Origin of the sequence: Plantactinospora alkalitolerans, assembly GCF_015690345.1 — a bacterium.
In the GTDB taxonomy this organism is placed as follows: domain Bacteria; phylum Actinomycetota; class Actinomycetes; order Mycobacteriales; family Micromonosporaceae; genus Plantactinospora; species Plantactinospora alkalitolerans.
Map to the genome: position 1 here is coordinate 1 of NZ_JADPUN010000276.1, position 13,603 is coordinate 13,603.

The 13,603-nt window shown below is 69.8% G+C and carries 10 protein-coding genes and 1 pseudogene; 6 read left to right on the forward strand and 5 right to left on the reverse strand.

Going from position 1 to position 13,603, the window contains the following annotated elements:
• The 5 genes and pseudogenes from I0C86_RS32055 to I0C86_RS32075 all read right to left on the reverse strand — a co-directional run.
• Positions 1-419: pseudogene (locus I0C86_RS32055) on the reverse strand (hypothetical protein); the annotation flags it as partial.
• Entirely contained in the window at positions 416-1,309 is an 894-nt protein-coding gene (locus I0C86_RS32060; protein ID WP_196205038.1) for a carbohydrate ABC transporter permease, read from the reverse strand. The pseudogene I0C86_RS32055 and the gene I0C86_RS32060, both read right to left, overlap by 4 nt.
• Positions 1,309-2,292 carry a carbohydrate ABC transporter permease gene (locus tag I0C86_RS32065; protein ID WP_196205039.1) on the reverse strand — a complete coding sequence of 328 codons (984 nt, stop codon included), beginning with the start codon at positions 2,290-2,292 and terminating at the stop codon, positions 1,309-1,311. The genes I0C86_RS32060 and I0C86_RS32065 overlap by 1 nt, the downstream gene beginning before the upstream one ends.
• 36 nt (positions 2,293-2,328) lie before the next feature.
• A complete protein-coding gene (locus tag I0C86_RS32070) occupies positions 2,329-3,672 on the reverse strand; it encodes an ABC transporter substrate-binding protein (protein WP_196205040.1) in 1,344 nt (447 codons plus the stop codon).
• An 18-nt stretch (positions 3,673-3,690) separates the two neighbouring features.
• Positions 3,691-4,854: a LacI family DNA-binding transcriptional regulator gene (locus I0C86_RS32075; RefSeq protein ID WP_196205041.1), complete on the reverse strand. Its 1,164-nt coding sequence runs from the start codon at positions 4,852-4,854 to the stop codon at positions 3,691-3,693.
• Between the two features lie 242 nt (positions 4,855-5,096).
• Here I0C86_RS32075 and I0C86_RS32080 point away from each other — a divergent pair, with 242 nt between their 5' ends.
• The 6 genes from I0C86_RS32080 to I0C86_RS32105 all read left to right on the forward strand — a co-directional run.
• Positions 5,097-6,422, forward strand: a complete 1,326-nt coding sequence (locus I0C86_RS32080; RefSeq protein ID WP_196205042.1) for a Gfo/Idh/MocA family protein — start codon at positions 5,097-5,099, stop codon at positions 6,420-6,422.
• Between the two features lie 90 nt (positions 6,423-6,512).
• A complete protein-coding gene (uxaC, locus tag I0C86_RS32085) occupies positions 6,513-7,949 on the forward strand; it encodes a glucuronate isomerase (RefSeq protein WP_196205043.1) in 1,437 nt (478 codons plus the stop codon).
• Entirely contained in the window at positions 7,946-9,256 is a 1,311-nt protein-coding gene (locus tag I0C86_RS32090) for an enolase C-terminal domain-like protein (RefSeq protein ID WP_196205044.1), read from the forward strand. Before uxaC ends, I0C86_RS32090 begins: the two co-directional genes overlap by 4 nt.
• Positions 9,247-10,743: a mannitol dehydrogenase family protein gene (locus I0C86_RS32095; RefSeq protein ID WP_196205045.1), complete on the forward strand. Its 1,497-nt coding sequence runs from the start codon at positions 9,247-9,249 to the stop codon at positions 10,741-10,743. The genes I0C86_RS32090 and I0C86_RS32095 overlap by 10 nt, the downstream gene beginning before the upstream one ends.
• Positions 10,740-12,062: a Gfo/Idh/MocA family protein gene (locus tag I0C86_RS32100; RefSeq protein ID WP_196205046.1), complete on the forward strand. Its 1,323-nt coding sequence runs from the start codon at positions 10,740-10,742 to the stop codon at positions 12,060-12,062. Before I0C86_RS32095 ends, I0C86_RS32100 begins: the two co-directional genes overlap by 4 nt.
• Positions 12,063-12,315: 253 nt before the next feature.
• The coding region (locus tag I0C86_RS32105) for a pectate lyase family protein (protein WP_196205047.1) at positions 12,316-13,603 on the forward strand (1,288 nt) is incomplete at its 3' end.

A 13,603-nucleotide genomic window follows, 5' to 3' on the forward strand; every position in this document is an offset into this window, starting at 1 on the left:
CTGCTGGCGTTGAGTCGGGGCGTCGTACCGGCCGCCGCGGTCAGGGCGGCGGTGACCGCGACCAGCACCGCGCCGCCCGGTACGACGCCCCGACTCAACGCCAGCAGGTTCACCGTGAGTACGGCGGCGGCGGCGACGCCGACCACGGTCGCCGCGACGCCGGGCAGCAGTGCACGGCGCAGGTCGCGCAGCGCCGGTCGTACGCCGGGCCAGCTTCCGGTCTCGATCCAGTGGTGCAGGGCGGCGCTGCCGGCGGCGACCGCGGCCCCCGCCGTTACCACCGGCAGCGCCGCGAGCGTGACGACGATGCCGAGCAGCGCCAGATCGCTGGCGTTGCGCAGGGTCTCCCGCCAGTCGGGTCGGGTCGCGGCCGGATCGGCCGGTTCCTCCGGCCAGTTCGGAGCGGGTTGTCCGGTCACCCCTTGAGCCCACTGGTGTTGATGCCCTCGACCAGCATCCGCTGGAAGGCGATGAAGAACAGGAACACCGGCAGCAGCGACAGCAGCGACATCGCGAACATCGGGCCGACCGCGCTCTGGCTGGTCGAGTCGATGAACAGGGTCAGCGCCACCGGCACCGTGTAGTCCTCCAGGTCGGAGAGGTAGACGAGTTGCCGGAAGAAGTCGTTCCAGGTCCAGATGAACGAGAAGATGGCGGTGGTGACCAGCGCCGGTCGGCTCAGCGGCAGGATCACGTGCCGGAAGATACCGTACGAGCTGGCGCCGTCGATCTTGGCCGCCTCGTCCAGTTCGCGCGGGATGCCCCGCATGAACTGCACCATCAGGAAGACGAAGAACGCCTCGGTGGCGAGGAACTGCGGCACCACCAGCGGCAGGTACGGCCAGGCCGCCCCGACCATCTGCGTCTTCTGGAACAGGATGTACTGCGGCACGATCAGCACGTGTCCGGGCAGCAGCAGCGTTCCGATCATGATGGCGAACCAGAACCCGCGCAGCCGGAACCGCAGCCGGGCGAAGGCGTACGCGGCGAGCAGGCAGGAGACGGCGTTGCCGACCACGGTGAGCAGGCTGACCACCGTGCTGTTCACGAAGAACCGGCCGAAGCTGACGTCGAAGTTGCCCCATCCGTCGCTGAAGTTGCCCGGGGTGAACTCCCGGGGCAGCAGCCCGATGTTGTTGACGATCTCTTCCTGCGACTTGAACGAGGTGCCGACCATCCAGAACAGCGGATAGAGGACCACCGCGAGGATCGCGATCAGGAGGAGCAGCCGGCCGACCTGCCGGCGGGTGCCACGGCGGCGGCCGGTGACCGCGCCGCGCCGGGGAAGGGTCGGAGTCTGGGCGACCATCAGTTTCCGTCTCCGTCCGAGTAGTGCACCCAGAACCGGCCGGTGCTGAAGAAGAGCGCGGTGATCAGGGCGATGGCGATCAGGAACACCCAGGCCATGGCGGAGGCGTAACCCATGTCCAGCTCGGTGAAGCCGGTGATGTAGAGGTTCAGCGTGTACATCAGCGTCGCGTCCACCGGACCGCCGGTGCCGTTGCTGAGCACGAACGCGGCGGTGAAGCCCTGGAATCCGTTGATCGTCTCCAGCACCAGGTTGAAGAAGATCACCGGGGAGAGCATCGGCAGGGTGACGCTGACGAACTGGCGGATCCGGCCGGCGCCGTCGACCGAGGCCGCCTCGTACAACTCGGTCGGCACCTGCTTGAGCCCGGCCAGGAAGATCACCATCGGGGCGCCGAACTGCCAGATGGCGAGCACCATCAGGGTTTCCAGCGCCCAGCCCGGGTCGTTCACCCAGGGCTTGCCCTCGATGCCGAACAGCGAGAGGAGGGAGTTGAACGCTCCGTCCCGGTTGAACATGCTGACCCAGACGATGGCCAGCGCCACGCTGCCGCCGAGCAGCGACGGCAGGTAGAACAGGCCCCGGAACAGCCCGACGCCGCGCCACGCCCGGTTGAGCAGCAGCGCGACGCCGAGCGCGGCGGCGAGCTTGAGCGGTACGGCGATCAGCGCGAACGACAGCGTCACCTGCACCGAGTGCCAGTACGACGGGTCGGCGGTGAACATCCGCTCGTAGTTCGCCAACCCCACCCACTCGACGTCCGACAGGTCGGTCAGGATGTCGTAGTTGGTGAAGCTGAGGTAGAGCGACAGCAGCATGGGGATCGCCGTGATGGCCATCAGGCCGATCAGCCACGGCGACAGGAAGACGTATCCGGCCAGACCCTCACCGTGCCGCATCCGCCCGGACCCGCGCGCCTTCGCGGGGGTCCGGGCGGACGATCTGGCCGGCGGAGTCGGGTTCGGCGCCGTGGTCAACGCCACGAGCCAACTCCTCTCCGTACGTGGAAGCCGGACCGGTCAGGCGATCGCGGACTTGCAGATCTCCAGGAAGGCGGCCGCGGACTTGGCCGGGTCCTGCCGTCCGTACTGGACCTCCTCGGCCGCCTTGATCAACTCGGCCCGGATCTTGCTGTGCCCCTTGAGCGGCACCTGCGGGGACGGCCCGAACTTGGCACCGAGTTCGCTCTCGACCTGGATCGACAGCTTCATCGCGGGGTCGGTCACCGACTCGCTCACCGCCTTGCGAACGTCCAGGTTGGACGGCAGTCCCCGGTCGGTACCCAAGATCTTGCCGGCCTCCGGGTCGTTCGCCAGGAAGTTGATCACGTCAACCGCGACGTCGGCGTGCTTGCTCTTCTGGAAGACCGAGAAGTACATCGAGGCCCGGGCCCACTGCGCGCTCGGGTCACCGGGGTACGCGATGACGCCCAGCTCGTCCTTGGTGTTCTTCTTCAGCTCCGGCAACTGGTTGGCCCAGACCCAGGAGGTGCCCGCCTTGCCGGTGACCACGAGCTGCTTGGTGATGTCGGTGACGTTGCCCTCGTGGATCACGTCCGGGGTCGGGGTGGCTCCCTGGGCCCGGGCGCCCTTCCACAGCTCGAACCACCTGGTCACGTCCTCGGCGGTGAAGCCGAGTTCCTTGCCCTTGTAGAGGTCCTTGCCCTGCTGGCGCAGCCAGACCCAGAACGCCTTGTAGTCGGCGCTCGGGTCCTGGGTGCCGGGGATCTTGGCGGTCTTGCTGACGTTCGCCGCCCAGGCGATGAACGCCTCCCAGGTCATCCCCGTGGTCGGCTCCGGCAGGCCGTTCTTCTGCAGCAGCGTCTTGTTGTAGACCAGGCCCTGGGTGTTCTCCCCGAACGCGACGCCGGACAGCTTGCCGTCGACCACGCCGTACTGCCAGAGGCTCTCCGGGAACTTGGAGACGTCGAGCTTTCCGTCGTCCTTGAACTTGTTCAGATCGAGCGTGGTCTTCCGGGAGGCGTACTCGGTCAGGTAGTTGTCGTCGATCTGGAAGATGTCCGGGGCGTCGCCGCCGGCGGTCAGCGTGGCGAGCTTGTCGAAGTAGCCCTGGTTGGCCTGCCAGGTCTTCTTGAAGGTCACGTTGGGGTGCTCGGCGGTGTAGAGGGCGAGAGCCTCCTCGGTGAGCTTGGCCCGCGCCTCACCGCCCCACCAGAAGATCGACAGTTCGACCTTGGCGTCGGGATCGGCACCCTCCTCCTCGCCGCCGCAGGCAGCGGCGCCGAGCAGGAGGGGAAGGGCCACCGCTGCGGCGGTGAGACGGCGGAGCATGCTGCGCCGGTGGAGAGTACGGTGGCCACGCGCGGCAGGCGCGTTTGCCGTCGGGGATGTGGCGGGGTGCATTGCGCTCACTCCTTGGCGTTAGGAGGCGACAACTTCGGGGGTGGCCGCGGTCGCGTCGCCCGGGTCCGCATGGCCGCGCGAACCCGGGTCAGCGGAGGGTGCCGCACCCGGGCGGTCGGCTGTCGCCGCCGCTGCGGGCCGGTCGGCCGGAGCCGCCGGACCGACGCCCGTCGAGTCGCGGATGACCAGTTCGGTCTGGAGCGTTACCTGTGCGGTGGTACGACGGTCGTCGGCTGTGGTGGTTCTTCCGCCGCCGCGTCCGGCGCGTGCGGCGAAGGAACCGTCGTGTTGCAGGAGCATGTCGACGGCCGTCCGGCCGGCGGCCGCGGTTGGCGTGGCCACCGTCGTCAATTTGGGTCGGGTGAGTCGGCTCAGCGCGATGTCGTCGATGCCGACGACGCTGATGTCCTGGGGCACCCGTAGCCCGAGCGAGTCCAGCCCTTCGATCAGGCCGATCGCCATCAGGTCGTTGTAGGCGAGCACGGCGGTGGCGCCACTTCGGCGTACCTGCTCCGCCATGGCGATGCCGCCGCCCTCGGTGGGCGGGTTCGGGCCGAGCACGGTCAGGGCGGCGTCCGCGGTCCGGGCCGCCGCCGTCGCCGACCGGCGGATCTCCCGGTTGGTCCACGAGCCGCGCGGCCCGCCGAGCAGGGCCAGTTCCCGGTGCCCGAGTCCGGTCAGGTGCTCGACCGCGAGCCGGGCGCCCTGACCGACGTCCATCACCACCGCCGGCAGGCCGGTGACCTGACGGTTGATCACCACCAGCGGCACCTCGCGGCTGAGCTGCTCGATCAGGCTGTTGCTCATGCGCGGGCTGCACAGCAGTACGCCGTCGACCTGCTTGGCCAGGGCGTGCACCAGGTCTTCCTCGGCCGCCGGGTCCTCGTTCGTGTCGGCGATGAAGATGTGGTAGTCCCGCTGCCGGGCCTGGCTTTCCGCCGCCTTGATCAGGGGCGGGAAGAAGGGGTTGGCGATGTCGGCGATGATCAGGCCGATGTTGTGGGTGCGTCCGGTGATGAGTGCCCGGGCCGCCCGGTTGGGCCGGTAGCCGAGGTTTTCGGCGCAGGCCAGCACGCGGTTCCGGGTCTCCGGGTTGACCAGGTGCGGGGCCGAGAAGGTACGGGACACAGTGGAGATGTGCACACCGGAGGCTCGCGCGACGTCTCGGATGGTGGCTGGCACGCGAGTCCCTTCTGCGATCGCCGGTATGTGTCTGCCGTCACTTGGTTGGCCAATTAATGCAAACGGTTGCTCAGGTGTCAACGGGGACCGGTTACGGGTCTGTTGCGGTGCGCAGCCATGGGAGCCCTCCCATAGTTGCAAATGCGAATAAAGGCCGCAGGCTTGCCGCAAGTCGTTGACGGCGACTGGCGTACGTGGTTACTTCTCCTGCAAACCTTTGCAGCCAACGGAGGCGAGCCGGGATGTCGGGAACACCAGGAAGGCACCGCTTCGCCCTGGTCGGTGCGGGTGCGCGGGCCGAGATGTTCGTCCGGGCGCTGGTCCTGGACCACCCGAACACCGCCGAACTCGTCGCCTTCGCCGATGTCAACCAGGCGCGGATGAACGCACACAACGACTGGCTGGCCGAACTGGGCTTCGATCCGGTGTCGACGTACCCGGCCGCCGACTTCGGCGAGATGCTGGCGAAGGAGCGCGTCGACGTGGTCCTGGTGACCAGCGTCGACCGGACCCACGACGAGTACATCGTGGCCGCGCTCCGCGCCGGCTGCGACGTGATCACCGAGAAGCCGATGACGATCGACGCCCCCCGGTGCGAGCGGATCCTCCGGGCGGTCGCCGAGACCGGCCGGAAGGTTTCGGTGGCCTTCAACTATCGCTACAACCCTTTGCACGAGAAGGTTCGCGAGGTTCTCGCCGAGGGCACCATCGGGGAGATCGGCTCGGTCCACTTCGAGTGGCTGCTCGACGTACGCCACGGCGCCGACTACTTCCGGCGCTGGCACCGGGACAAGGCCAACTCCGGCGGGCTGATGGTGCACAAGGCGAGTCACCACTTCGACCTGGTCAACTGGTGGCTGGACGCGACACCGGTCGAGGTCTACGCGGCCGGTCGGCTCTTCTTCTACGGCGAGGGCGGACGCCGGCACGGCTACGCCCGCGACTACGACCGGGCGCACGGCGCTCCGGACGCCGCCGACGACCCGTTCGCGCTGCACCTGGCCGAGCATCCGCGACTGCGGGCGCTCTACCTGGACGCCGAGGCCGAGGACGGCTACCACCGCGACCAGAACGTCTTCGCTCCCGGGGTGACCATCGAGGACGACATGGCGGTGCTGGCCAGGTACTCCAGCGGCGCCAGCATGAGCTACCACCTCACCGCGTACGCCCCGTGGGAGGGCTACCGGGTGATGTTCAACGGCAGCCGGGGGCGGCTGGAGCTGGAAGTGGTGGAGAGCGACTTCGTCAGCCCACAGGCCGCCGGCGAGCTGAAGGGCGCCGCGCTGCACGGCGTACAGGCGGCCGTCGAGGAGGGCTGGGCGAAACTGACCGTACGACCGTTCTGGGAGCCGCCCCGGGAGGTGCCGGTCTCCGGGTACACCCGCAGTGGTCACGGCGGCGCGGACGCCCGGATGACGGCGGTGCTGTTCGGCGGCCACACCGACCCGATGAACCGGGCCGCCACCGCCCGGGACGGCGCGCTCGCCCTACTCACCGGCCTGGCCGCGAACCGTTCCTTCGAAACCGGCCAACCGGTCCGGGTAGCCGACCTGCTCACCATCCCCTGACCCGGATGTTAGGAAGGGCCCCCGCTACAACAGAAAACGATAAGAAGGGGCCCTTCCTTACACCTCCTCCGACCAGCTAGGAGTTCGCCCGTGTCTGCTGAAGCCGACCGGCCCGATCTGCTCTTCCCTTCGGAGCCCAGTCAACGGGCGATCGCCCGTGAGCTGTACGCCCTGGTGCGGGACCGGCCGCTGATCTCGCCGCACGGGCATGTCGATCCGGGGATGCTGGCGGATGACGTCGCGTTTCCGGATCCGGCGCGGCTCATCATCGTGCCGGACCACTATCTGACCCGGATGCTGCTCAGCCAGGGGGTGCCTCCGGCGGAACTGGGGGTGCCGTCGGTGGACGGCGAACCGGTGGAGACCGACGGGCGGACGATCTGGCGGCGGTTCGCGGCACACTGGCACCTGTACCGGGGTACGCCGTCGCGGTTGTGGCTGGAGGAGACCTTCAGAGGCGTCTTCGGGGTACGGACGCGGTTGTCGCCGGAAACCGCGGACGAGATCTACGATGCCATCGCGGAGAAGCTGACGCTGCCCGAGTTCCGGCCCCGGGCGCTGTTCGAGCGGTTCAACATCGAGACGCTGGCCACCACCGAGTCGCCGCTCGACGACCTGGGCCGGCACGCCAAACTGGCGGCCGACGGCTGGGGCGGGCCCGGCGGTCGGGTGATCACCACCTTCCGGCCGGACAACGTGGTCGACATGGAGTTCGACGGCTGGGCCGGCAACGTCGGGCGGCTCGGCCAGATCACCGGGGAGGACACCGGCCGGTACGCCGGGTACCTTGCCGCGTTGCGCAGGCGCCGGGAGACGTTCATCGCGGCCGGCGCCACCTCGACCGACCACGGGCATCCGACGGCGTTGACGCTACGGTTGAGCGAGGCCGAGGCGGCAACCCTGTACCACCGTGGTCTGCGCGGCGAGGCCACCCCGGAGGACGCCGAGGCGTTCCGGGCGCACATGCTGGTCGAGTTCGCCACGATGTCCATCGAGGACGGGCTGGTGATGCAACTGCACCCCGGCTCGGTGCGCAACCACAACAGGTGGCTGTACGCCCGGCACGGCCGGGACGTCGGCGGCGACATCCCGCAGGCCACCGAGTACCTGCACGCGCTCACCCCGCTGCTCGACGCGTACGGCAACGATCCCCGGCTGCGGCTGGTCGTCTACACCCTGGACGAGTACACCTTCACCCGTGAGCTGGCCCCACTGGCCGGCGGCTACGCCGCGCTCTACCTCGGTGCGCCGTGGTGGTTCCTGGACTCACCGGAGGTGCTGCGCCGGTTCCGGGAGGCGGTCACCGAGACCGCCGGCTTCTACAACACCGCCGGATTCGTCGACGACACCCGGGCGTTCTGTTCCATCCCGGTCCGGCACGACGTCGCCCGCCGGATCGACGCCGGTTTCCTGGCCCGGCTGGTGGCCGAGGACCGGTTGCCGCTGGACGAGGCGGCCGAGACGATCGTCGATCTCGCGTACCACCTGCCCAAGAAGGTCTTCAAGCTCGGGAGCGGACAACAGTGACTGTGACGATCACCGGTGTCGACGTGCACGACGTGCGGTTCCCGACGGCCGCCGCCGGGGACGGCTCGGACGCGATCAACCGGGGCGACTACTCGGCGACCTACGTCGAACTGCGGACGGACGCGTCGGACGGAACCTTCGGCGCCGGGTTCACCTTCACCAACGGTCGCGGCAACGAACTCACCTGCGCCGCCGTCCGGGCCCTGGCCCATCACGTCGTCGGCCGGACGGTCGACGAGATCGAGGCGGAACCGGTGGCGTTCTGGCGGTCGCTCACCGCCGACGTGCAGTTGCGCTGGCTGGGGCCGGAGAAGGGCGTCATCCACATGGCGACCGGCGCGCTGGTCAACGCGGTCTGGGACCTGCGGGCCAAGCTGGCGGGCAAGCCGTTGTGGCGGCTGCTCGCCGAGATGCCGACCGAGGAACTGGTCCGCAACATCGACTTCCACCACATCATCGACGCGCTCGACCCGGCCGAGGCCGCCGCCATCCTGGAAAAGGGGCAGATCGGCCTCTCCGACCGGTTGGCCGAGCTGGAGCGGGACGGTTTTCCGTCGTACACGACCTCGGTCGGCTGGCTCGGCTATCCGGACGACAAGGTCCGGGCGCTGACCCGCGAGGCGTACGGCCAGGGCTGGCGGGCGATGAAGATGAAGGTCGGCGGGCCGATCGAGGACGACGTCCGCCGGGCACGGATCATCCGGGAGGAGATCGGCCCGGACGCATTGCTGATGATGGACGCCAACCAGGTCTGGGACGTCGACGAGGCGATCGAGAACATGTCCCGGCTGGTCGAGTTCGATCCGTACTGGATCGAGGAGCCGACGCACGCCGACGACGTCCTCGGGCACGCCCGGATCGCCGAGGCGGTGACCGGACTTTCCGGCGGACGCTGCCGGGTCGCCACCGGTGAGGTGGCGGCGAACCGGGTCATCTTCAAGCAACTTCTCCAGGCGGAGGCGATCGGCGTCTGCCAGATCGACGCCTGCCGGATCGGCGGGGTCAACGAGGTGCTGTCGGTGATCCTGATGGCGGCCAGGTTCGGGGTGCCGATCTGCCCGCACGCGGGAGGCGTCGGACTCTGCGAGTACGTCCAGCACCTGGCGATCTTCGACTACCTGCGGGTCGGCGCCTCGCTCGACGGCCGGATGGTCGAGTACGTCGACCACCTGCACGAGCACTTCGTCGACCCGGTACGCACCCGCGGTGGCCGGTACCTGCTGCCCGACCGGCCCGGCTACAGCGCGACGATGAAACGGTCCTCGATCGCCGAGTTCTCGTTCCCGGACGGCCCGGTATGGGCGTGACGGTCGGCGCGTCCAGGCTGGGCCTCGGTGCGCTGCGCCGGCTGCCCGAACCGAGCCGTCCGCTGGTGCGGCCCGGCACGGTACCGGCCGGGATCGTGCATCTCGGGCTGGGCGCGTTCCACCGGGCCCACCAGGCGGTATACACCGAGGCGGCGATCGCGCGGGCGGGTGGCGACTGGGGCATCGTGGGGGTGGCGCCGCGCAGCACCGACACGGTGGCGAAACTCGCCGCCCAGGACTGCCTGTTCAGCGTGACCAGCAGCTCCGGCGACGGCAACCTGACCCAGGTGGTCGGGGCGCTCGCGCAGGTCCGGCACGCCGCGAGCGACCCGGCGGCGATCGTGGCGCTGCTCGCCGACCCGGCGATCCGGGTGGTGACGCTGACGGTGACCGAGAAGGCGTACCAGATGGATCCGGCGACGGGCCGGCTGCGGCCGGACGACGGCGTGGTGGCGGACCTGACCACCGACCGGGCGCCGCTGACCGTGCCCGGCCTGCTGGTCCGGGGGCTGTTGGCCCGCCATGCGGCGGACGCCGGGCCGTTGACCCTGCTGAGCTGCGACAACCTGCCGTCCAACGGCATCCGGCTGGCCGGTCTCGTCACCCAGTCGCTGGAGTACGCCGACGGCCGGGTGTCGGCGGACGCCGCCGGCTGGGTACGCGACAACGTCAGTTTCCCCGGCACGATGGTGGACCGGATCGTTCCGGCGAGCACGGAGCAGACCCTGGCGGACGCGCGGGCGGCGCTCGGGGTGAGCGACCTGGCGGCGGTGGCCGCCGAACCGTACCGGCAGTGGGTGATCGAGGACCGTTTCCCCGGCGGACGGCCTGCCTGGGAGCGGGCCGGGGCGGTGCTCACCGACGACGCCGGTCCGTGGGAGCGGTTGAAGCTGCGGGCCCTGAACGGGGTGCACTCGGCCATCGCCTACCTGGGCGCGTTGGCCGGCCGGGAGACCATCGCGGAGGCGCTGGAGATCCCGCACCTGCGGGACGTGATGCGCCGGTTGATCGCCGAGGACGTGGCGGCCAGCTTCACCCCGCCGGACGGAGTCTCGGTGGTCGACTACGGCGAGGAGGTGCTGGAGCGGTTCGCGAATCCGGTACTGCGGCACCGCACCATCCAGATCGCCATGGACGGCTCGCAGAAGCTGCCGCAGCGGGTGCTGCAGACCATCGAGGACCTGCGCGCGGCCGGCGCCCGCCCCCGGTGGGCGGCCCTGGTGGTCGCGGCCTGGATGCGCTTCGCCATGGGCCGGGCCGACGACGGTACGTCGCTGCCGCTGGACGACCCGCTGGCGGCGCGGATCCGGGCGGCGCTGGACGGCGGCCACGACTCCCCGGCCGGCGTGGTGGACGCGTTGTTCGGGTTGACCGAGGTCTTCCCGGCGGAGCTGGCCGCCGACGACGAGGTACGCGAACTCGTCGCCGGCTGGCTCACCGCACTCGACCGGCACGGCGTGGAGCAGACCCTGGCGGGTGTCGCATGACCGGACGGGACCGGATCGGGGCGCGGCCGAGGGTGGCGCTGGTCGGCGCGAGCGGGCACGGGATCTGGCACCGCCGGACGATGGCGCCGCTGCACGACGCGGGCCGGCTCGAACTCGCCGCCCTGGTCGACGTACGACCGGTCGAGGCGGCACCGGACGCGCCGGTCCCGCCCGGAACGCGGGTCTTCACCGACCATCGGGAGATGCTCCGGGCGGTCCGCCCCGACGTGGTGGTGATCTGCACGCCGCCACACACCCATCTGCCGATCGCGCTGGACGCGCTGGCGGCCGGGGCGGATCTGCTGCTGGAGAAGCCGCCGGTGCTGTCGCTGGCCGAGCACCGTACCCTGGCCGCCGCCCTGGCCCGGACCGGACGGGTGGCCCAGATCGGCTTCCAGGCGCTCGGTTCGGTGGCGCTGCGCGAACTGACCTCGGCGATTGCCGACGGCCGGCTCGGCCAGCTCACCGGGATCTCCACGGTGGCGTCCTGGCAACGTACCGACGGCTACTACGCCCGTTCACCGTGGGCGGGTCGGCGCACCCTGGAGGGGCGTCCGGCGCTGGACGGCGTACTGGTCAATCCGCTGGCACACGCGGTCATGCAGTGCCTGGCGGTGGCCTCCTCGGCGGTGGCCGCCGGGGTCGTCGCCACTCCGGCCGGCGGGACCGGCGGGCGGGTCGACGGTGCCGTTCCGGTTTCCGGTATCGGCGGGCGGGTCGACGGTGCCGTTCCGGTTTCCGGTATCGACGGTGCCGCGCCGGGCTGGCCGGTCCAGGCCGAACTGGAGCGCTACCGGACCCGGCCCATCGAGGTGGACGACACCGCGTCGCTGCGGGTGACCCTCGGCTGTGGCCTGCCGGTCGTGGCCGCGGTGACGCTCGCCGGTGAGGACTTCATCGCGGGCGAGGTGATCGTGCACGGCACCACCGGGCAGGCGGTGCTGGAGTACACCACGGACCGGTTGACCCTGCCCGGCGATCCCGGCCCGCGGGAGGTGCCCGGCCGGACCGGGCTGCTGGAGAACCTGCTGGACCACCGGGACGATCCGGTCGCCGTGCCGCTGATCGTGCCGCTGTCCCGTACCGCGGGCTTCACCGCCCTGGCGCAGATGATCCGGGCGGCTCCCGAACCGGCACTTGTGGGCGGGGAGCGGGTGGTGGCGAGCGGGGAGCCGCCGGACCGGGTGCTGACCATCCGGGGAATCAACGCCGCGCTGCGGCGGGCGGCCGCCGAGGGTGCGCTGCTGTCGGAACTGGGTGTGCCGTGGGCGGTGAAACCGCACCGGGCGACGGTGGACGGGGGAAACGGTGGGAAGTGACCTGCGGGCTCATTGCACGACAACGGGAAACAGACTGCAAATCACGGGGACGACTGTCAGATAGAAATCGGGCCGTATAGCCCCCTTCTCGGCATTGGGTGGCCGAGCCGATCGCTATTGCCTCCATTCTCTGCAACATATCTGCAAACGCTTCTCATTGACACTCTTAACTGTTTCTACCTACCGTTTTATAACAAGAGGATTTCGTACCCGTTACGAGATCGGCAAACGGTGGACAGACACGGAGAGTGCGATGCGATCGAGCAGGTTGACCGCCGCCGTGATCGGCAGTCTTCTCGTACTGGTCGGCGGCGCGGCCCAGGTGGTGCCCGGTACGGCCAGCGCGACCGGTAGGGACGACGACCGACTGTCCCGGGGAGCCCGTGCGCTGGGCCGACAGGTCCTGCCGGCGGGCGACGGATGGGCCGCCGCCGGGCCGGGCACCACCGGCGGATCGGCGGCGACGCCGGAACAGGTGCACGTGGTGCGGAGCCGGACCGAACTGGTCGCGGCCCTGGGCGGAAACAACGACACCAACCGCGCCAACGCGACGCCGAAAATCGTCTACGTCAAGGGCCTGGTGGACGGCTACGAGGACTCCGACGGGCGCCTGAGAAGCTGCGCCGACCTCGCCGATCCCGAATACTCGCTGGACGCCTACCTGGCCGCGTACGACCCGGCGACCTGGGGCCGGGTGGCGCCGACCGGGCCACTGGAGCAGGCCCGGGTACGGTCGGTGGCCAACCAGACCCGGCAGACCCAGATCAACGTCGGACCGAACACCACAATCGTCGGACTGGGCGGAGCAACGCTGCGCGGGCTGACCCTGATGGTGGACACCGCGAACAACGTGATCGTCCGGAACCTCCACTTCGCCGACGCCCGGGACTGCTTCCCGGCCTGGTCGCCGACCGACGGCGACACCGGCAACTGGAACTCGCAGTTCGACCTCGTGTCGGTACGACGCAGCGAGAACGTCTGGGTCGACCACAACACCCTCACCGACGGCGACAACCCGGACAGCGAACTGCCGGTCCACTTCGGCCGGCCGTACATGGTGCACGACGGATCGCTCGACATCACGCACACCGCCAGCCGGGTGACCGCCTCGTACAACCGGTTCGTGGCCCGGGACAAGGTGATGCTGATCGGTTCGTCGAACACCGTCGGCCCGGACGTCGGCCGGCTGAACGTGACACTGCACCACAACCTGTTCGAGGGCACGATGCAACGCCTGCCGAGGGTGCGGTTCGGCCAGGTCGACGTCTACAACAACTACTACCGGCTCTCCGGTACGGGTTTCGGCTACGCCCTCGGCGTCGGCGTCCAGTCGGCGATCCACGCCGAGAACAACTACTTCGCCCTTGGCTCCGACATCACGGCGGCGGACCTGCTCTACGACTGGGGCGGCACCGCCATCACCGTACGCGGCAACTGGGTCCGCTCCGGCGCGGCACTTCCTCGCCCGGTCGACCTCCGTACCGCCTACAACGCCGAACACGACCCCGACCTGTCCCCGGATGCCGGCTGGACCCCGACCC

Excerpts from the sequence above, each read along its gene's own strand:
- I0C86_RS32100 (WP_196205046.1), top strand. The coding sequence starts at position 10,740 with ATGACCGGACGGGACCGGATCGGGGCGCGGCCGAGGGTGGCGCTGGTC.
- I0C86_RS32080 (WP_196205042.1), top strand. The coding sequence starts at position 5,097 with ATGTCGGGAACACCAGGAAGGCACCGCTTCGCCCTGGTCGGTGCGGGT.
- I0C86_RS32060 (WP_196205038.1), bottom strand. The coding sequence starts at position 1,309 with ATGGTCGCCCAGACTCCGACCCTTCCCCGGCGCGGCGCGGTCACCGGC.
- I0C86_RS32070 (WP_196205040.1), bottom strand. The coding sequence starts at position 3,672 with ATGCACCCCGCCACATCCCCGACGGCAAACGCGCCTGCCGCGCGTGGC.
- I0C86_RS32095 (WP_196205045.1), top strand. The coding sequence starts at position 9,247 with ATGGGCGTGACGGTCGGCGCGTCCAGGCTGGGCCTCGGTGCGCTGCGC.